Origin of the sequence: Streptomyces sp. NBC_00154 (assembly GCF_026342835.1) — a bacterium.
In the GTDB taxonomy this organism is placed as follows: Bacteria; Actinomycetota; Actinomycetes; order Streptomycetales; family Streptomycetaceae; genus Streptomyces.
In genome coordinates this window covers 907009-925378 of record NZ_JAPEMI010000001.1, presented here as the reverse complement: position 1 = coordinate 925378, position 18370 = coordinate 907009, and the positions used below count along the sequence as shown (strand labels likewise).

17 protein-coding genes are annotated in these 18370 nt (G+C 71.0%); all 17 read left to right on the top strand.

Features of this window, described 5'->3' with window-relative positions; translation table 11 throughout:
- Window positions 1–56 precede the first annotated feature (56 nt).
- The 17 genes from OHA03_RS04095 (at window position 57) to argF (ending at window position 18163) form a co-directional block, all read left to right on the top strand.
- Window positions 57–1232, top strand: a complete 1176-nt coding sequence (locus tag OHA03_RS04095; protein ID WP_267000821.1) for a ricin-type beta-trefoil lectin domain protein — start codon at window positions 57–59, stop codon at window positions 1230–1232.
- 339 nt (window positions 1233–1571) lie between these two features.
- Window positions 1572–2570, top strand: coding sequence for an MBL fold metallo-hydrolase (locus OHA03_RS04090; protein ID WP_267000819.1), 999 nt, complete (start codon window positions 1572–1574; stop codon window positions 2568–2570).
- A gap of 92 nt (window positions 2571–2662) precedes the next feature.
- The gene (locus tag OHA03_RS04085; protein ID WP_267000817.1) at window positions 2663–4048 is read left to right on the top strand and encodes an ATP-binding protein; all 1386 of its coding nucleotides are present in this window, start codon (window positions 2663–2665) and stop codon (window positions 4046–4048) included.
- Window positions 4045–4470 (top strand): roadblock/LC7 domain-containing protein, encoded by a 426-nt coding sequence (locus OHA03_RS04080; RefSeq protein WP_267000815.1) that lies wholly within the window; start codon window positions 4045–4047, stop codon window positions 4468–4470. Before OHA03_RS04085 ends, OHA03_RS04080 begins: the two co-directional genes overlap by 4 nt.
- On the top strand, window positions 4467–4820 hold the full coding sequence (locus OHA03_RS04075; protein ID WP_030979254.1) for a DUF742 domain-containing protein: 354 nt from the start codon (window positions 4467–4469) through the stop codon (window positions 4818–4820). Before OHA03_RS04080 ends, OHA03_RS04075 begins: the two co-directional genes overlap by 4 nt.
- On the top strand, window positions 4798–5412 hold the full coding sequence (locus tag OHA03_RS04070; RefSeq protein ID WP_267000807.1) for an ATP/GTP-binding protein: 615 nt from the start codon (window positions 4798–4800) through the stop codon (window positions 5410–5412). Before OHA03_RS04075 ends, OHA03_RS04070 begins: the two co-directional genes overlap by 23 nt.
- Window positions 5409–6677, top strand: a complete 1269-nt coding sequence (locus OHA03_RS04065; protein WP_267000805.1) for a cytochrome P450 — start codon at window positions 5409–5411, stop codon at window positions 6675–6677. Before OHA03_RS04070 ends, OHA03_RS04065 begins: the two co-directional genes overlap by 4 nt.
- A gap of 104 nt (window positions 6678–6781) precedes the next feature.
- On the top strand, window positions 6782–7180 hold the full coding sequence (locus tag OHA03_RS04060) for a cell division protein SepF (protein WP_267000803.1): 399 nt from the start codon (window positions 6782–6784) through the stop codon (window positions 7178–7180).
- A gap of 55 nt (window positions 7181–7235) precedes the next feature.
- Window positions 7236–8444, top strand: a complete 1209-nt coding sequence (locus tag OHA03_RS04055) for an AAA family ATPase (protein ID WP_267000801.1) — start codon at window positions 7236–7238, stop codon at window positions 8442–8444.
- Window positions 8441–8800, top strand: a complete 360-nt coding sequence (locus OHA03_RS04050) for a nucleotide pyrophosphohydrolase (protein ID WP_267000799.1) — start codon at window positions 8441–8443, stop codon at window positions 8798–8800. The genes OHA03_RS04055 and OHA03_RS04050 overlap by 4 nt, the downstream gene beginning before the upstream one ends.
- 124 nt (window positions 8801–8924) lie before the next feature.
- On the top strand, window positions 8925–9461 hold the full coding sequence (locus tag OHA03_RS04045) for a DUF6099 family protein (protein ID WP_267000797.1): 537 nt from the start codon (window positions 8925–8927) through the stop codon (window positions 9459–9461).
- Window positions 9462–9575: 114 nt separating this feature from the next.
- Complete coding sequence (locus tag OHA03_RS04040) at window positions 9576–10499, top strand: LLM class F420-dependent oxidoreductase (protein WP_267000795.1); 924 nt, start codon at window positions 9576–9578, stop codon at window positions 10497–10499.
- A 91-nt stretch (window positions 10500–10590) separates the two neighbouring features.
- Window positions 10591–11565 carry a homocysteine S-methyltransferase gene (gene mmuM / locus OHA03_RS04035; protein WP_267000793.1) on the top strand — a complete coding sequence of 325 codons (975 nt, stop codon included), beginning with the start codon at window positions 10591–10593 and terminating at the stop codon, window positions 11563–11565.
- Between the two features lie 53 nt (window positions 11566–11618).
- Window positions 11619–13097 carry a 3' terminal RNA ribose 2'-O-methyltransferase Hen1 gene (locus OHA03_RS04030; RefSeq protein ID WP_267000791.1) on the top strand — a complete coding sequence of 493 codons (1479 nt, stop codon included), beginning with the start codon at window positions 11619–11621 and terminating at the stop codon, window positions 13095–13097.
- Entirely contained in the window at window positions 13094–15697 is a 2604-nt protein-coding gene (locus tag OHA03_RS04025; protein ID WP_267000789.1) for a polynucleotide kinase-phosphatase, read from the top strand. Before OHA03_RS04030 ends, OHA03_RS04025 begins: the two co-directional genes overlap by 4 nt.
- A 69-nt stretch (window positions 15698–15766) precedes the next feature.
- On the top strand, window positions 15767–16999 hold the full coding sequence (locus OHA03_RS04020) for an arginine deiminase (RefSeq protein WP_267000787.1): 1233 nt from the start codon (window positions 15767–15769) through the stop codon (window positions 16997–16999).
- 159 nt (window positions 17000–17158) lie between these two features.
- Entirely contained in the window at window positions 17159–18163 is a 1005-nt protein-coding gene (argF, locus tag OHA03_RS04015; RefSeq protein WP_267000785.1) for an ornithine carbamoyltransferase, read from the top strand.
- The last annotated feature ends 207 nt before the right edge of the window (window positions 18164–18370 follow it).

Genomic DNA, 18370 nt, shown 5'->3' with positions numbered 1-18370 from the left:
GGGTGCAGGCAAGAGAGCACGATCCCCATTCCCCCCATCAGAAGCAGGTGCAACGCATGACTCTGCGCCACTTGTTCGGCACCACCCTCGCCACGACCGCCGCGGCCGCCCTGGCCCTGCTCGGCGTGGCCGGCCCCACCCACGCGGCGGACATCGGCACGACTCCCGGCACGTACACCAACTACTCCTTCTCCGGTGCGCCGGTCCTGACCGAGGTCACCTGGTCCACGACCGTCCTGCACGACCCCGGATACACCGCCAACGTCTTCTGGAGCCATCAGTTCGGCTTCAACCAGGGCAACGGCGCCTATCTGGGGATGCAGTCCAACGGCGGCTCGAGCAGGGTGCTCCTCTTCTCCGTCTGGGACGTCTCGGAAGCCACGGCCGGCTCCACCGGCTCCTGGTGCCAGAGCTTCGGCGGCGAGGGTGAGGGCATGAGCTGCCGGATGAACCTCGACTGGACCGCCGGCCACACGTACACCTTCAAGGTGGCAGCCGAAGGCGGTGGCTGGTTCGGCGCCACCGTCGCGGACACCACAGCGGGAACGTCGTACAAGCTGGGCAGCATCAAGACGCCCGCCACCGCCATCTCGCCGTCCGGCATGGTCGACTGGACGGAGTACTTCGAGTGGAACGATCCCCGCGCCACCTGCTACGACCAGCCGTTCAGTGACGCCCGCTTCGGGCTGCCCAAGGGCAATGGCGGTACGGTCACCGCCACCGTCTCCTCCACCTCGAACAGCGGAAACGCCTGTGCGCCCATGACCCGGACCGACACGGTCAGCGGGGGCACGGTGCAGAACCTCGCCATCGGCAACTCGGTGCGCGGACCAGTGACGGGTCTGGCCGGAAAGTGTGTGGACGCGTCGGGCGGCGTCTCGGACGGGACGGTGGCCGATCTCTACGGGTGCAGCGGCAACGACAACCAGGCATGGGTGAAGGCGGCCGACGGTACCTTGCGGCTGCCCTCCGACTACTGCCTGACCGCGGCCGGCACGGGTAACGGAGCGGCCGTTCTGGTCCGCGACTGCGCCGGTACGGGCCCCGGAGGCGCCGTCACGGACTCGGCCGAGCAGTGGACGTACAACACCTCCACGCACGCGCTCGTCAACAAGGCCTCCGGCCGCTGCCTGGACGTCCCGGGGAGCGACAGCACCAGTGGGACCGCACTCGATCTCTGGGACTGCCACGGCGGCGCCAACCAGCAGTGGACGGTGCCCGCCACGTACTAGCCGCACCCGGCCACGATGTCGGGAAGACCTCCGGGGGCAGCGCCGTCAGGTGCCGACACCGGGGGTCTCTCCGCATCGGTTTTCAGCCATGCTCGGTGGGTAATCGGCGCAATTCAGGTGCGGCGACCGCCCGATCAGCCGTCGCCGCGATGCGTAGCACTGTCGGGTGAATTGAAGCGGATCGTCCGGAAGGTGTCGTACGGAGGTACCGGCGGCCGGTCTCGTACCGTCACCGCCGGACCGTCGGCGCCGAGCGCGACCGTCGATTTTGCGCCAACCAGGAGGCGCGGCGGCCTGGCTCGAACGCGTGGCCGGATCGGGGTCGGCATAATCGCGTCCATGTCGATCACGGGTGGAGACTTCGTCGAGCTGGGGCGGGACCTGTACGCGTGGCTCCCGCCGAAACGCGGCTGGGGTCTCGCCAACTGCGGCCTGCTCACCTCGCCGCGTGGCGCGATCTGGATCGACACCCCGTACGACCCGGTACTCGCCGGCCAGTTCCTGGCCGAGTCCACGAAGCGGCTGCCCGAGGGTGCCTCCATCGACCGGGTGATCGTCACCCACGCCAACGGGGACCACTTCTGGGGCGCGGGCGTGCTCCCGGACGCCGAGATCATCGCGACCCGCGAGGCCCGGGAACACATCCACTACGAACCCACCCCGAAACAGCAGCACGCGCTGGTCCAGGGCAGCGATCCGGCCACCGCGCTCGGTGAATACCTCAAGCGCCACTTCGGCACCTTCGACTGGTCGCAGACCGAACCGGTGCAGCCGACCACGTACTTCACCGGAGAGCTCGAGCTGACCCTGGGGGAGTACCCGGTCCAGGTGTCGGCCCTCCCCGCCGCCCACACCACGGGTGACCTGATCGTGCACCTGCCGGCGCAGCGCACCGTGTTCAGCGGCGACGTCATCTTCGCCTCCACACCGCAGCAGCCGGGCGACCACCCGGTGCACTGGGCGGGCCCTCTCTCCCATGTGATCGCGGCCTGCGAACAGGTGCTGGCCACCGGTGCCGAGACCATCGTCCCCGGCCACGGTCCGGTCCTCGACCCGGCCGGGGTGCGCGCACACATCGGCTACCTCGAGTACGTGCGGGATCGCGCCCACGCCCTCCATGCGGCCGGGGTGCCTGCGCTGGAGGCGGCCCGCCGGGTGATCGGCGAGCGGCGCCACCCCGAACTCGGCCTGGCCGAAAGGCTCGTGGTGACGATCGGCAGCGAGTACCGGCAGCTCGACGGGTCCGAACTGCCCAGTGTGCTTCAGGTGATGACCGATGTCGCCGTCGTCGCTCAAGAAGTCGCCGCTCAAGAACTCTCCGCGCAAGAAGGGGAGTAGTCCCGTGGGGCGGCAGGCCGCACGGGGTGACAGCCGGATCTCCCGCCGCCCGGGCAGGGAGACGGACCCGACAACAGAAATGCGGTGACGGCATGGCATGGATCGTGGCGCTGATCGCCGTCGTCGCTGCCGTGACGGCGGTGGTCCGCTCCCAGAACGCGGCTCGTGACGCCAATGTGGCGTGGGCCCGCGTCGAGCTGGCCGAACGCCAGACGAAGGCGGCCGATGCCCGTACCGCCGCCCTCACCGAGGAGATCCGGCAGCTGGCCCAGAAGCGAATACCCGCCGCCGCGCTCGCCCTCTCCCATCCCAGCGCGCCGGTGCCCGGCCTGCGCGAGGCGGCCGAGGTCGACGGCGGCTCCGCACGGCTGCTGACCGAGGCGGTTCAGGCAGCCCGGACCGCGGTCATGGAGGAGCGGCAACGCGTCGACGCGGCCGCCCGCGCGGCGATGCGCGGCACCTCCGCCAAGATCCAGTCCCTGCTCAACCAGTCCCAGCAACTGCTGCACGAACTCCAGCACGAGTACGACGACCCGCGGATCCTGCAGCTGGACTTCCGTAACGAACTGGCACTGCGCCGCACCCAGGCCACCGCGGTGCTCTGCGACGCCTGGCCGGGCCTGGCACAGCAGAGCTCGCCGCTCGTGGAGATCGTGCTCGGCGCCCAGTCCCGCGTCGCCGGCTACGAACGCATCAAGGTGGCCAACCATCTGCGCGACGAGTGGCTCGCCGTCGTCGCCCGCGCCGCCGAACCTCTGGCGATCGCCCTCGCCGAACTGCTGGCCAACGCCACCGCCTACTCGCACCCCGACACCGACGTGCAGGTGACGGTCCAGCAGAGCGGCGGCCGCGGTGCCTTCCTGGTGGTCGACGACGCGGGCATCGGTATGGACGACGACGCGCTCGAACGCGCCCGCGCCCTGCTGGCGGGCCCCTCCGAAGTGCTCCTGACCGAGCTGGGCGATCCGCCGCAGACCGGCTTCGCCGTCGTCGGCCGGCTGGTCGTCCAGTACGGCCTCAGCTGTCATATCGAGCCATCGCCGTTCGGTGGGATGCGTACGATCCTGCGGGTCCCCGCCCACCTCCTGACGGTGCTGGAGGACGACCGCAACCTCTCCGCCCTCGCCCCGAAGGCGGTGCACGCGCACACCGTCACCACCGCTGCTGCCGAGCCGGAGCCCGCCGCCCAGCCGGAACCCGCCGCCGAGGAGCGCAACGGACTGCCCACCCGGCGCCGCCGCACACCCCGCCCGGTCCCCGTACGGTCCGCGCCCGCTGCCGTGACCCCGGCGGCCCCGCCGCCGCCCCGTACCCCCGAACAGGCCGAGGCGTCGTGGGCGGCACTCCAGCAGGGCACCCTCAGCGGCCGCAGCGCCCCCGCCGCCCCACCGGAAGCGGAACGCCACGACAACAAAGACGGCCAGGACGACCGGAACTGCCGGAACGACCGGAACGACCAAGGAGACGACGAGACGTGAGCACCCCTACCCCCACCACCGGTGACCTCGCATGGGTGCTGACCCCGCTGCTGGAACTTCCCGGAGTGCAGCACGCCGTGGTCGCCACCGGCGACGGCCTCGTCGAAGGGGCCTCACCCGGCCTGGACCGCGCCTCCGCCGAGCGGGTCGCCGCCATGACCGCCACCCTGCACGCCGCGGCCCGGGCCTTCACCACCGCGTTCACCGACGTCGAGGCGCCGCAGCTGGCCCAGACGGTCGTCGAGTCCGACCAGGGCTTCGCCATCGTCGTCCCGGCCGGGAAGAACACCACGCTCGCCCTGTTCGCGGAACCCGGGGCCAAGCTCGGCGACATCGCGTACCAGATGCAGGTGCAGGTCACCGCGCTGACCCGGGCGATGAACGCACCCGCCCGCCGACCGGACACCCCCGCCCGGCCATGACCCCGGGTCCAGGACGCCGTCTGATCCCCGCCTACCTGGTCACCGGTGGCCGGACCCGGCCCACCGGCCCCGCACTCGACCGGCTTGCCGTGCTCGTACGCACCGACTCGGCCCTGCCCGACGACACGGGCTCGGAACAGCGCAGGCTGTGCGAGCTGCTCGAACCGGGCGCCCTCAGCGTCGTCGAATGCGCGGCCCACCTGGACCTTCCGGTCAGCGCCACCGTCTTCCTGGCCACGGACCTCGCGGCCGCCGGACATCTGCACACCCGACCGCCGATCCCCAGCGCCGGGGAGACCGACCGGTCGCTCGTCGAGAGGCTGCTCGTTGGACTCCGCTCCCTCCACTGACCGGACCGGCATCGGCTATCTGCCGCATGCCGAACAGACCCTGATGAAGCTCGTCGTCACGGGTCCCTTCGGCGTGGGCAAGACGACCCTGATCCGTACGCTGTCGGAGATACCCACGCTCCACACCGAAGAGGCGATGACCCAGTCCAGCACCCGTCTCGACGACACCGCGGGACTGCCGGACAAGACCACCACCACGGTCGCCGTCGACTTCGGCCGGCTCACCGTCCCCGACGACCTGGTGCTCTACATGTTCGGCACCCCAGGCCAGGAACGGTTCTTCCCGCTCTGGGAGGACATCGCGCGTGGCGCCCTCGGCGCCCTCGTGCTGGTCGACACCCGCAGGCTCGGCGACTCCTTCGCGGTCATGGACATGGTCGAGGAGCAGGGACTGCCGTACGCCGTCGCCGTCAACCGCTTCCCGGACGCGCCCGACCACCCGGACGAGGTGCTGCGCAAACACCTCGATCTCCACCCCGACACCCCCCTGCTGCAGTGCGACGCCCGCGAACGCCGCGGCAGCATCGACGCCCTGATCGCCCTCGCCGAGCATGTGCTGACCCGCCTGCCCCAGCCTCAGGACCCGTCATGACACCTCCCGCCGCCTCCGTGCGCTCCGTACAGCCGCCGCAGCCGCTCGCGCTGTACGGCCCGGACTTCGCCGCCGATCCGCACGGCCACTACCGGCGGCTGCGCGCGCACGGTCCGCTCGCCCCGGTCCGGATAGCCGCCGGTATCGACGCCCTGCTGGTCACCGACTACCAGGCGGCCGTCGATCTGCTGCGCGACACCCACACCTTCACCAAGGACCCCCGGGCCTGGCAGGCCACCGTCCCCGCCGACTCACCGGTCCTGCCGATGCTCGGCTACCGGCCGACCGCACTCTTCAGCGACGGCGACGTGCACGCCCGCTACCGCGACGCCATCAACGACGGCCTCGCCATGATCGAGCCGCACGTCCTGCGGGCCGAGGTGGCCCGCGTGGCCCGCCGGCTCATCCGGGAGTTCGCCGCCTCCGGCAGTGGCGACCTCGTCGCCCAGTACGCGCGACGGCTCCCGTTGCACATCTTCACCACGTGGTTCGGCGTACCGCCCGAGGACCGCGAACGGATCGTCGAGGGCATCGGCGGCATGTTCAACTCCGCCGACGACGCCGCCGCCGCGTACGCCGATCTCGTCACCGTCGTCACCGGCCTCGTCGCCGACCGGCGCGCCCGGCCCCGTCGCGATCTCACCTCGTACTTCCTCGGCCACCCGGCCGGTCTCGACAACGACGAGACTGTGCGTCAGATCACGCTGATGATGAGCGCGGGCCACGACCCGACGACCAATCTGATCGGCAACGCGCTGCTGCACATGCTCACCGACGCGCGCTACGCAGGCTCACTGCAACGCGGCGCGATGACGGCCCACGAGGCCATCAACGAGGTCCTCTGGCAGGACCCGCCGCTGGCCAATCTGGCCGCCCACTACCCGCGCCACGACACCGAGTTCCACGGCCTCCGGCTGCGTGCCGGACAGCTGCTCCTGGTCTCCTACGCGGCGGCCAACACGCAGTCCGAGCACGCCACTTCGGACCCCGGCGTGCGCTCCGGCGGCAGCGCGCATCTGGCCTGGTCGGCGGGGCCGCACCGGTGTCCGGCGAAGCAGCCTGCGCTGCTCATCGCGATGACCGCGATCGAGCAGCTGACCAGCCAGCTGTGCGATGCGGAATTGGCCGTTCCGGCGAGCGAACTGATGTGGCGACCCGGTCCGTTCCACCGCGCGCTGGTGCATCTGCCGGTCCGTTTCACCCCGCTCGAGATGAACCCGGACACGGAGCCCGCGGGCCCGTCGGAGGTGTCGATCAGCCACTGACCCGTGTCGCTGGTACGCCGAACGGGTGAGGGGCGAGAGAATTGCCCGATGAACAGCGAGCGCAGCCGGCGCAACGCCGACCGATGCACAGACGGGGTGGTCCGGTGAGCAGATACGACAGGTACGACGTCACGGACGAGCAGTGGGAGGGGCTGGCCCAGGTCGTACCGCTGCGCAGCCGCAACGAGTGGCCGTCCCGGGTCGACCACCGTACGGTCCCCGACGGCCACGAGACCGCCGAACAACGCCGCATGGTCGTGCTGCGGGTGCAGGTCTTCGCGGACGCGCGGGAGGTGGCCGAGTACCTGGTCGCGCAGATCCCTGTGCTGCTCGATCTGACCGGTGCCGAGACCGATGTGGCCAAGCGGATCCTGGACTTCGCCAGCGGTGTGGTCTTCGGACTGGGCAGCGGAATGCACCGGGTCGACCGGAACGTCTTTCTGCTGTCGCCGGTCGGCATGGAGGTCGAGGGGGTTGCGACGGCGGGCGTACCCCGATCGTAGGAAGGTCCGCCCGGCGGAACGGTTCGCCGGTCGGCGGCGTGAGTACGGTCCGCTCATGACTGCACTCCGCCCGGGGGCCACCTCGCTGCCGCCCGCTGTCCCTGATGTCCGTTCCGGGTTACCGTCCGCCGCCCGGGGTGCCCGTTCCGCCGGCCCCGTCGTGACCGAACTGCGGCTCTCCGCCTTCGCCTCGCACCGGGGCACCGTCCTCCCGATCGGGCCGCTCACGCTCTTCGCCGGGCCCGCCGGCAGCGGCAAGTCCAGCGTGCTGCGGGCGTACGAGGCACTGGCCCGGCTGGGCGCCGGCGACCCGCTCGCCGAGGTGTTCCCGGACCCGGAGGCGTACGTACCCGAACGGGCCGGGGCCGACGCACAGGGCCGCCGCGGCTTCCGGATCGGCTGCACGACGGACGGCCCGGCCGGTCCGGTCCGGCTCGACCTCGCCGTCCAGGCCGAACCCACCCTCCGGATCGTCGGCGAACGGCTGACCGGCGGCGGCGAGACCCTGCTCACCACCGCCCTGCGCGATCCCGGGCGTTCGACGGTCCAGGCGGCCTGGCACACGGCAGGCGCGGTTCCGGTGACCCGAGCCCCACTGCCGGACGACGTGCTCGGCACCGCGCTGCTCCCGCTGCGGGTCGCGGGAACGACCGAGGGGCAGGTACGGGTCCTGGCCGCCGCCGAACAGATGGTGGTGGCCCTCCGGTCGGTCTTCGCATGCGAACCGCAGCCGCAGCGGATGCGGGCGCCGGTGCCGAGCGGCGAGGACCGGCTGCGTCGCGGCTGCGACAACCTCGCGGCGGTGCTGGAACGGACGCACACCCAGTGCGGTCAGCGGCATGCCCGCCTCGTCGCGGCGGCCGGTGCCGGATGCGCGGGGACGGTGACGGGGCTCGGCGTCGAGCGGCTCGCGGACGGGACGGTGCGCGCCCTGGTCGAGCGCGACGGCGGGCACCGCACCCCTGTCGGGCGGCTCGGCGACGGCGAGTTGAGGTATCTCGCGCTGGCCCTGGTGCTGCTCACCGGCCCCGGGGTGCTGGCCATGGAGGCGGCGGGGGAGGTGCCGTCGGCCATGCAGACCCTCACTGTGCTGGCCGACGGACTCGACCGGGACCTGGACGGACGTCAGCTGCGCCGGCTGCTGGCCCTGGCGGCGTCGATCGGCGCCGCCGGGCACCTCAGGCTGGTGGGCACGGTCGCGGAGGCGGCCGCCTCCGAGGCCCGCGGGACGGCCGGTGTGACGGTGGTAGACCTGGCACCGTGACAGAACTTGACGTGCAGGCACTGCAGCGACGGCTGGCCGCGTTCGCGGCCGAACGGGACTGGGAGCAGTACCACACCCCGAAGAACCTGGCGGCGGCGCTGAGCGTCGAGGCATCCGAACTGGTCGAGATCTTCCAGTGGTTGACGCCCGAGCAGTCGGCGCAGGTGATGGAGAAGCCCGCGACGGCGCATCGGGTGGCGGACGAAGTCGCGGACGTGCTCGCGTATCTGCTGCAATTCTGCGAGGTGCTGGGCATCGATGCGCTGGCGGCGCTGGCGGAGAAAATCGACCGGAACGAGGCGCGCTTTCCGGTTCCGGAGCGGCCGGATCCCCAAGATCGTCACTCTTCGGAGTAATCGACTTATCCACAATCGACTTCCTGTCCACAGATTTCCGAAATCCCCTGGCCTTTCGGTGCCACTCCCCTCACTGTGGGTAATGGATGAGGTGAGCGGGTTTTCGTACGGACGGGGGCAATGCATGGAAGCGGAGCGGCTCATAGGGGTAAGTCGGCGAGCTCTGGCGCAGAGCCGGGGCACGCCGTCCATCATGGCGGAGGCCTGGCAGGCCCAGGCGCTGGCCCAGGCGATCGGCGACCGGCTGGCGGCGAGCGGGCCGAAGGAGTTGCGCGGCGAGGCGCGAGGGCTCAGTGAGATCGGAGGGAGGGGCAGCGGGGCGCCGGATCATCCGGTGGTGCGGACCGGTGTGGCACGGGCTGCCCAGCTCTCCGAGGTCGCCGATCCGCGCGCGACTTTGACCGGTCTCGGCGCGCTGCTCGGGGAAGTGGGGATGGCACTCGTCGCGGTGGCCTGCGACACCGACGAGGAGAGTCTCTACTGGCAGTGCATAGAGGCGATCGATGCCGCGGACGAGTCGCTGGACCGGGTGCACGGGATGCTCCGGCGCCTTGCGGAGCAGGACCGGGAGCGGAAGCACGATCTGGAGCAGGGGAGAGGGCGGGACGGCCCGCGCGGTGCGGTCCGCGGAGCGGCAGGCTCGGCGGCGGGCCAGCCGTGACCGCCCCCACGGGCACACCTGCCCGCACCTGACCGACTGTGCGCGGATCCGCCGCCGGGCCGCACACGCAGTGGGAGGAGCGACGACCGGCGTTCGGAGGTGCAGGATGGATCCATGGATCTTCGAATCTTCACGGAGCCCCAGCAAGGGGCGAGCTACGACACTCTGCTCACTGTCGCCAAGGCTGCCGAGGACCTCGGCTTCAATGCCTTCTACCGTTCCGACCATTACCTCCACATGGGGGCGGGGAACGGGCTGCCCGGCCCGACCGACGCCTGGATCACCCTGGCCGGGCTGGCGCGGGAGACCAAGCGGATCCGGCTCGGCACGCTGATGACCGCGGGGACCTTCCGGCTCCCCGGTGTCCTCGCGATCCAGGTCGCCCAGGTCGACCAGATGTCCGGCGGCCGGGTCGAACTCGGCCTGGGCGCCGGCTGGTTCGAGGAGGAGCACAAGGCGTACGGCATCCCGTTCCCCAAGGAGAAGTTCGGCCGGCTGGAGGAGCAGCTGGCGATCGTCACCGGACTCTGGGCGACCGGCGTCGGCGAGAAGTTCAACTACGACGGCACCTACTACCAGCTCACCGACTCGCCCGCGCTGCCCAAGCCGGCCCAGGCCAAGGTACCGATTCTGATCGGCGGTCACGGTGCGTCGCGTACACCGCGGCTCGCCGCGCTGTACGCGGACGAGTTCAACATCCCGTTCGCCTCGCTGGAGGACAGCGAGAAGCAGTTCGGACGGGTCAAGGAGGCCGCAACGGCGGCCGGGCGCGGCGAGGACGACCTGGTGTACTCCAACGCCCTGGTGGTCTGTGTCGGCAGGGATGACGCCGAGGTGGCCCGGCGTGCGTCGGTCATCGGCCGCGATGTGGAGGAGCTGAAGGCGAACGGACTTGCGGGCTCGCCCGCCGAAGTGGTCGACAAGATCGGCCGGTACGGCGAGATCGGGTCGTCCCGGATCTACCTCCAGGTCCTCGACCTGGACGATCTGGAGCACCTGGAGCTGATCTCCTCGCAGGTCCAGTCCCAGCTGAACTGAGCCGGTCCCGACCGAGGTGGACACCCGACCGAGGTGGACGCCGGACTGGTGAACAAGAGCAGGTGAACACGAGTCGCCGAGAGGAGCACCTGTGCAACCCGACCGCCCGCTGACCGCCGCGCTCGCCGAGTCCACTGTCCTGCTGGACGGAGGCCTCTCCAACCAGTTGGAGGCGCAGGGCTGCGATCTGTCCGACGAGCTGTGGTCGGCCCGGCTGCTGCTCGACGAGGACCGGCAGATCGAGGCCGCGCACCGGGCCTATGTGCGGGCGGGTGCGCAGGTGCTCATCACCTCGGGCTATCAGGCGACGTTCGAGGGGCTCGCGCGGCGGGGGATCGGCCGGGACCGAGCGGCGGAGCTCTTCGCCCGCAGCGTGGAACTGGCCCGGCGGGCCGGTGGCGCGACGGACCGGGAGATCTGGGTCGCCGCCTCGGTCGGCCCGTACGGGGCGATGCTCGCGGACGGCAGCGAGTACCGCGGGCGGTACGGCCTCTCGGTCCGGGAGCTGGAGCGCTTCCACCGGCCCCGGATCGAGGCGCTGGCCGCCGCCGGACCCGATGCGCTGGCACTGGAGACGGTGCCGGACGTCGAAGAGGCGGAGGCACTGCTGCGGGCGGTCGAGGGGTGCGGGCTGCCCGTCTGGCTCTCGTACAGCGTGGCGGGGGACCGGACCCGGGCCGGGCAGCCGCTGGAGACGGCCTTCGGGCTCGCCGCCGGGCACGAGCACGTGGTGGCTGTGGGGGTGAACTGCTGCGATCCGGCCGATGCCGACCGTGCGGTGGAGACGGCGGCGGAGGTGACCGGGAAGCCGGTCGTCGTGTACCCGAACAGCGGTGAGCGGTGGGACGCCCAGGGCCGGGCGTGGACCGGGGGTGCCACCTTCGACCCGGGCCGGGTGCGGGGCTGGCAGGCGGCAGGCGCCCGGCTGGTCGGCGGCTGCTGCCGGGTCGGCCCCGGTTCGATCGCGAAACTGGCCGAGCTCCTGGAGGCAGAACGGACGGGACGGACAGGACAGACAGGAGGGGCAGCAGGGGCGGGAAGGCCAGGAGGAACACCGGAACCGTAGACATCAACAAAATGCCTGGTGAGGGGCGAGTGCACCGGACCATACTCGGACGTGTGTTCCTGACAATCAGCACGACCGGTACGCCGGAGCGACCCGCCACCGACCTCGGCTTTCTGCTGCACAAGCACCCCGAGAAGGCGCAGCAGTTCTCCACATCCCACGGCACCGCCCATGTCTTCTACCCCGAGGCATCGGCCGAGCGCTGCACGGCCGCGCTGTTGCTGGAGGTGGATCCGGTGGCGCTGGTGCGGCGCGGCAAGGGAAAGGGCCGGGGCGGCGCCCCCGACGCGGCGCTCGCGCAGTACGTGAACGACCGCCCGTACGCGGCGTCCTCACTGCTCTCCGTCGCGATGAGCGCTGTCTTCAAGTCCGCTCTGAACGGTGTGTGCCGGGCCCGGCCCGAGCGCGCGGCGGATCCCATGCCGCTCCGGATCGAGGTGCCCGCGCTCCCGGCGCGCGGCGGGCCTGAGCTGGTCTCGAAGCTCTTCGGGCCGCTCGGCTGGGCGAGCGTGGACGCCGTGGCCGTACCGCTGGACGAGCAGTTCCCGGAGTGGGGCGACTCGCGGTACGTACGGCTCGTGCTGGAGGGCGAGTTGCGGCTCGCCGACGCGCTGCGGCAGCTGTATGTGCTGCTGCCGGTGCTCGACGACGCCAAGCACTACTGGGTCGCGCCCGACGAGGTGGACAAGCTGCTGCGGGCCGGTGACGGCTGGCTGGCCGACCACCCCGAGCAGAAGCTGATCACCAGCCGCTATCTGTCGCGGCGCTGGGGGCTGACCCGGCAGGCGATGGAACGGCTGGAGCTGGTGCGGCTGGCCGAGCTGGACGACCTCGCGGTGGAGAGCGTCGACAACGCGGTGGACGAGACGACGGACACCGAGGAGAAGCCGGTGCCGCTCGCCGAGCAGCGGCGCACGGCGATCCTGGAGGCGCTGCGCGCCGCCGGGGCGAGCCGGGTGCTCGACCTGGGCTGCGGACAGGGTCAGTTGGTCCAGGCGTTGCTGAGGGACGTGCGCTTCACGGAGATCGTCGGCGTCGATGTCTCGATGCGCGCTCTGACCATCGCCTCGCGCCGCCTCAAGCTCGACCGGATGGGGGAGCGGCAGGCCGGCCGCGTCACGCTGCGGCAGGGCTCGCTCACGTACACCGACAAGCGGCTGGCCGGCTATGACGCGGCGGTGCTCAGTGAGGTCATCGAGCACCTCGACCTGCCGAGGCTGCCGGCGCTGGAGTACGCGGTGTTCGGTTCGGCTCGGCCGCAGACGGTGCTCGTGACGACACCCAATGTCGAGTACAACGTCCGCTGGGAGAGCCTCCCGGCCGGACATGTGCGCCACGGCGACCACCGCTTCGAGTGGACCAGGGCGGAGTTCCGGGCCTGGGGGCAGGAGGTGGCGCAGCGGCACGGATACGGAGTCGACTTCGTGCCGGTGGGGCCCGACGACCCTGAGGTGGGGCCGCCCACGCAGCTGGCCGTGTTCACGAGGACCGCAGAGGACGACACGAAGAAGAAGGAGGCGAAGGCAGCATGACCGACAACGACACAGGCACCGGCACAGGCACAGGCACCGGCACCGGCACCGAGAAGAGCACCGGCGCGCACCGTACGCTGCCGGTGACCGACCTCTCGCTCGTCGTTCTCGTCGGAGCCAGCGGCTCCGGCAAGTCCACCTTCGCGCGCAGGCACTTCAAGCCCACCGAGATCATCTCCTCGGACTTCTGCCGCGGCCTCGTCGCCGACGACGAGAACGACCAGAGCGCCAGCGGCGACGCCTTCGACGTGCTGCACTACATCGCGGGCAAGCGGCTCGCCGCCGGGCGGCTGACCGTCGTCGACGCCACCAACGTCCAGGCAGAGAGCCGCAAGCAGCTGGTGCAGCTGGCCCGCAGCCACGACGTGCTGCCGATCGCGATCGTGCTCGACCTGCCCGAAGAGGTCTGCCAGACGCGCAACGCCGCCCGCCCCGACCGGGCCGGCATGCCCCGCCACGTCGTCCAGCGCCACCGTCGCGAGCTGCGCCGTTCGCTGCGCGGCCTGGAGCGCGAGGGTTTCCGCAAGGTGCACATCCTGCGCACCGAGGAGGAGGCCGAGCACGCCGAAGTGGTGCTCGAGCGCCGCTACAACGACCTCCGTCATCTCACCGGCCCGTTCGACATCATCGGTGACATCCACGGCTGCAGCTCCGAGCTGGAGTCCCTGCTCGGCAAGCTCGGTTACGTCGACGGCGCGCACCCCGAAGGGCGTACGGCGGTCTTCGTCGGCGACCTCGTCGACCGCGGCCCCGACAGCCCCGGTGTGCTGCGCCGCGTCATGTCCATGGTGTCCGCGGGCAACGCCCTGTGCGTGCCGGGGAACCACGAGAACAAACTCGGGCGCTACCTCAAGGGCCGCAAGGTCCAGCACACCCATGGACTCGCCGAGACCATCGAGCAGTTCGACCGGGAGGACGCGAAGGACCCGGCCTTCCGCGAGCAGGTGCGGGAGTTCATCGACGGGCTCGTCAGCCACTACGTGCTGGACGGCGGCAAGCTGGTCGTCTGCCACGCCGGGCTGCCCGAGAAGTACCACGGGCGTACGTCCGGACGGGTCCGTTCGCACGCGCTGTACGGGGACACCACCGGTGAGACCGACGAGTTCGGCCTGCCCGTCCGCTACCCGTGGGCGGAGGAGTACCGCGGCCGCGCAGCCGTGGTCTACGGCCACACCCCCGTGCCCAGCACCTCCTGGGTCAACAACACCCTCTGCCTGGACACCGGTGCCGTCTTCGGCGGGAAGATGACCGCGCTGCGCTGGCCCGAGCGCGAACTCGTCGACGTACCGGCCGAGAAGGTCTGGTACGAGCCCGCCAAGCCGCTGACCACCGAGGCACCCGGGGGCCGGGAGGGCCGCCCGCTGGACCTCGCCGATGTGCAGGGCCGCCGGATCGTGGAGACCCGGTACCTGGGCCGGATCTCGGTGCGCGAGGAGAACGCCGCGGCGGCGCTCGAAGTCATGAGCCGGTTCGCCGTCGACCCGCGGCTGCTCGGCTACCTGCCGCCGACCATGGCGCCGACCGCCACGTCCCAGGAGGAGGGCTTCCTGGAGCACCCGGCCGAGGCGTTCGCCCAGTACCGGGCGGACGGCGTCGCCACGGTCGTGTGCGAGGAGAAGCACATGGGCTCGCGCGCGGTGGCCCTGGTCTGCCGCGACGCGGAAGCGGCCCGGGAGCGGTTCGGTGTCGAGGGCCCGACCGGGGCGCTGCACACCCGTACCGGACGGCCGTTCCTGGACGACGTCGCCCTGACCGAGGTGATCCTCGGCAGGCTGCGCACGGCTGTCACCGCCGCCGGACTCTGGGACGAGTGGGACACCGACTGGGTGCTGCTCGACGCCGAGCTGATGCCCTGGTCCCTCAAGGCCGGAGGCCTGTTGCGCTCGCAGTACGCGGCGGTCGGCGCCGCGTCCGGTGCCGTCCTCCCCGGGGCCAACGCGGCGCTGGCGGCAGCGGCGGCCCGCGGTGTCGACGTCACCGACCTGGCTGCGCGTCAGCAGGACCGGACGGCCGACGCGGCGGCGTTCACCGACGCCTACCGTCGCTACTGCTGGTCCACCGAGGGCCTCGACGGGGTGCGGATCGCCCCGTTCCAGATCCTCGCCGTGCGGGGCCGCTCGCTGGCCTCCGTACCCCATGACGAGCAGCTTGCCTGGCTCGACCGGCTGGTGGAGCACGACCCCACCGGCCTGCTCCAGGTCACCCGGCGGCTCGTCGTCGACACCGGCGACGAGGCATCGGTCCGCGCCGGTATCGACTGGTGGCTGGAGATGACCGGCCGCGGCGGCGAAGGCATGGTCGTCAAACCGCTCGGGGCGCTCGTCCGGGACGCGAAGGGCAGGCTGGTCCAGCCGGGCATCAAGGTGCGCGGCCGGGAGTACCTGCGGATCATCTACGGCCCGGAGTACACGCGTCCGGAGAATCTGGAGCGGCTGCGCTCCCGGTTCCTCGGCCACAAGCGGTCGTTGGCGCTCCGTGAGTACGCCCTGGGGCTGGAGGCGCTGGACCGGCTCGCCGACGGGGAGCCGCTGTGGCGGGTCCACGAAGCGGTGTTCGCGGTGCTCGCCCTGGAGTCGGAGCCCGTCGACCCGCGGCTCTGATCCCGAAGACGAAGAGAACAGGTGGTGATTCGCCGGGTGAACGGCGCTCCGCGCGGTGAGGATGGAGGCATGGGATTCCATGTCGACTCCGAGGCCGGGCGGCTGCGCCGCGTCATAGTGCACCGCCCCGATCTCGAACTGAAGCGGCTCACCCCCAGCAACAAGGACGCGCTCCTCTTCGACGACGTGCTGTGGGTGCGCCGCGCCCGGCAGGAGCACGACGGCTTCGCGGACGTCCTGCGCGACCGCGGGGTGGAGGTGCATCTCTTCGGCGATCTGCTCCGTGAGGCCCTGGACATTCCGGTGGCCAAGCGACTGGTGCTGGACCGGGTCTTCGACGAGAAGGAGTACGGCCCGCTCGCCACCGAACATCTGCGCGCCGCCTTCGAGGAGCTGTCCACCGACGAGCTGGCGGAGGCGCTGGTGGGCGGGATGACGAAGCGGGAGTTCCTGGAGCGGCACAGCGAGCCGACCTCCGTCCGGTTCCACGTCATGGACCTGGACGACTTCCTGCTCGGCCCGCTGCCCAACCATCTCTTCACCCGGGACACGTCGGCCTGGATCTACGACGGGGTGTCCATCAACGCGATGCGCTGGCCGGCCCGGCAGCGCGAGACCGTCCACTTCGAGGCGATCTACCGCCACCACCCCCTCTTCACCGGCGCCGAGGCCGGGGCCTTCCATCACTGGTCGGAGGGGCAGGACGACTATCCGTCCACCATCGAGGGCGGCGACGTCCTGGTCATCGGCCAGGGCGCCGTCCTCATCGGGATGAGCGAGCGCACCACGCCGCAGGCGGTCGAGATGCTGGCGCGCGGACTGTTCGACGCCGGTTCCGCCCGGACGATCGTGGCGCTCGACATGCCGAAACGCCGGGCGTTCATGCACCTCGACACGGTGATGACGATGATCGACGGCGATACGTTCACCCAGTACGCGGGGCTCGGCATGCTCCGCTCGTACACCATCGAGCCCGGCGGCGGACCGCGGGATCTGAAGGTCACCGACCATCCCCCGGAGCACATGCACCGGGCCATCGCGGCGGCGCTCGGCCTGGCCTCGATCCGGGTGCTCACGGCCACCCAGGACGTGCACGCGGCGGAGCGCGAGCAGTGGGACGACGGCTGCAATGTGCTGGCAGTCGAGCCGGGTGTCGTCATCGCCTACGAGCGCAACGCCACCACCAACACGTATCTGCGCAAAGAAGGCATCGAGGTCATAGAGATCCGCGGCAGCGAACTGGGCCGGGGCCGGGGCGGCCCCCGCTGCATGAGCTGTCCGGTGGTCCGTGACCCCGTGTAGCCGGAGGCGCGGCACCGTACGGAAAGCGCGGGGGGATCGTACGGATACACCGTGGACCGCACGGACACGCAGGACAGGCGACTGTATAGCGATGCGTTCTCTCGTATAGACTTCCAGGAACTGTACGCGCGACCCTCGCCCGACCCAGGAGCAGCCACCATGGCGATAGACCTCGCAGGCCGCCACTTCCTCAAGGAGCTGGACTTCACGGCCGGGGAGTTCCGCGGCCTGATCGACCTGGCCGCCGAGCTCAAGGCGGCCAAGAAGTCGGGCACCGAGGTGCAGCGGCTACGCGGTCGGAACATCGCGCTGATCTTCGAGAAGACCTCGACCCGCACTCGCTGTGCCTTCGAGGTCGCCGCCGCCGACCAGGGTGCCTCCACGACGTATCTCGACCCCACGGGCTCCCAGATGGGCCACAAGGAGTCGGCGAAGGACACCGCCCGTGTGCTCGGCCGGATGTTCGACGGCATCGAGTACCGCGGTGACAGTCAGGCGACCGTCGAGGAGCTGGCGGCCTACGGCGGGGTGCCCGTCTTCAACGGGCTCACCGACGACTGGCACCCGACCCAGATGCTCGCCGACGTCCTCACGATGACCGAGCACAGCGACAAGCCGCTGGAGCGGATCGCCTTCGCCTACCTCGGCGACGCCCGTTTCAACATGGGCAACTCGTACCTGGTCACGGGCGCGCTGCTGGGCATGGACGTCCGGATCGTCGCCCCGGAGTCCTACTGGCCGGCCGAGGGGATCGTCGCGCAGGCCCGTCGGCTCGCCGAATCCAGCGGCGCGACCGTCACTCTCACCGAGGACATCGCCGAGGGTGTCCGGGGCGCCGACTTCGTCGCCACCGACGTCTGGGTCTCCATGGGCGAGCCCAAGGAGGTCTGGGACGAGCGCATCGCGGCCCTCGCGCCGTACGCCGTCACCATGGACGTCCTGAAGGCCACGGGCAACGCCGACGTGAAGTTCCTGCACTGCCTCCCGGCCTTCCACGACCTCGGCACCAAGGTCGGCCGCGAGATCCACGACAGCCACGGTCTGACCGAGCTGGAAGTCACCGACGAGGTCTTCGAGTCCGCGCACTCGGTCGTCTTCGACGAGGCCGAGAACCGGATGCACACGATCAAGGCCGTCCTGGTGGCGACCCTGGCCGGTGCCTGACCGGGCACGGGCCGGGGGCGGCGCCGGCATCGCATGATCATGCACCCGATTGGGTGAACATGCGAAGAAGTGGCTACCATGGTTCCACTTGGTGGGGTTCGAGCTCGCACGCTCGAGCCCCATTTTCGTGCCGTCCCCCACGCAGGACCGGAGGACCGGAGCCCCCCCACCCGCTCCATCCGCACGAGCCCCCACATGCTTCACCTG

Excerpts from the sequence above, each read along its gene's own strand:
- OHA03_RS04095 (WP_267000821.1), top strand. The coding sequence starts at position 57 with ATGACTCTGCGCCACTTGTTCGGCACCACCCTCGCCACGACCGCCGCG.
- OHA03_RS04090 (WP_267000819.1), top strand. The coding sequence starts at position 1,572 with ATGTCGATCACGGGTGGAGACTTCGTCGAGCTGGGGCGGGACCTGTAC.
- OHA03_RS04085 (WP_267000817.1), top strand. The coding sequence starts at position 2,663 with ATGGCATGGATCGTGGCGCTGATCGCCGTCGTCGCTGCCGTGACGGCG.
- OHA03_RS04075 (WP_030979254.1), top strand. The coding sequence starts at position 4,467 with ATGACCCCGGGTCCAGGACGCCGTCTGATCCCCGCCTACCTGGTCACC.
- OHA03_RS04065 (WP_267000805.1), top strand. The coding sequence starts at position 5,409 with ATGACACCTCCCGCCGCCTCCGTGCGCTCCGTACAGCCGCCGCAGCCG.
- OHA03_RS04055 (WP_267000801.1), top strand. The coding sequence starts at position 7,236 with ATGACTGCACTCCGCCCGGGGGCCACCTCGCTGCCGCCCGCTGTCCCT.
- OHA03_RS04045 (WP_267000797.1), top strand. The coding sequence starts at position 8,925 with ATGGAAGCGGAGCGGCTCATAGGGGTAAGTCGGCGAGCTCTGGCGCAG.
- OHA03_RS04040 (WP_267000795.1), top strand. The coding sequence starts at position 9,576 with ATGGATCTTCGAATCTTCACGGAGCCCCAGCAAGGGGCGAGCTACGAC.
- OHA03_RS04025 (WP_267000789.1), top strand. The coding sequence starts at position 13,094 with ATGACCGACAACGACACAGGCACCGGCACAGGCACAGGCACCGGCACC.
- OHA03_RS04020 (WP_267000787.1), top strand. The coding sequence starts at position 15,767 with ATGGGATTCCATGTCGACTCCGAGGCCGGGCGGCTGCGCCGCGTCATA.
- argF (WP_267000785.1), top strand. The coding sequence starts at position 17,159 with ATGGCGATAGACCTCGCAGGCCGCCACTTCCTCAAGGAGCTGGACTTC.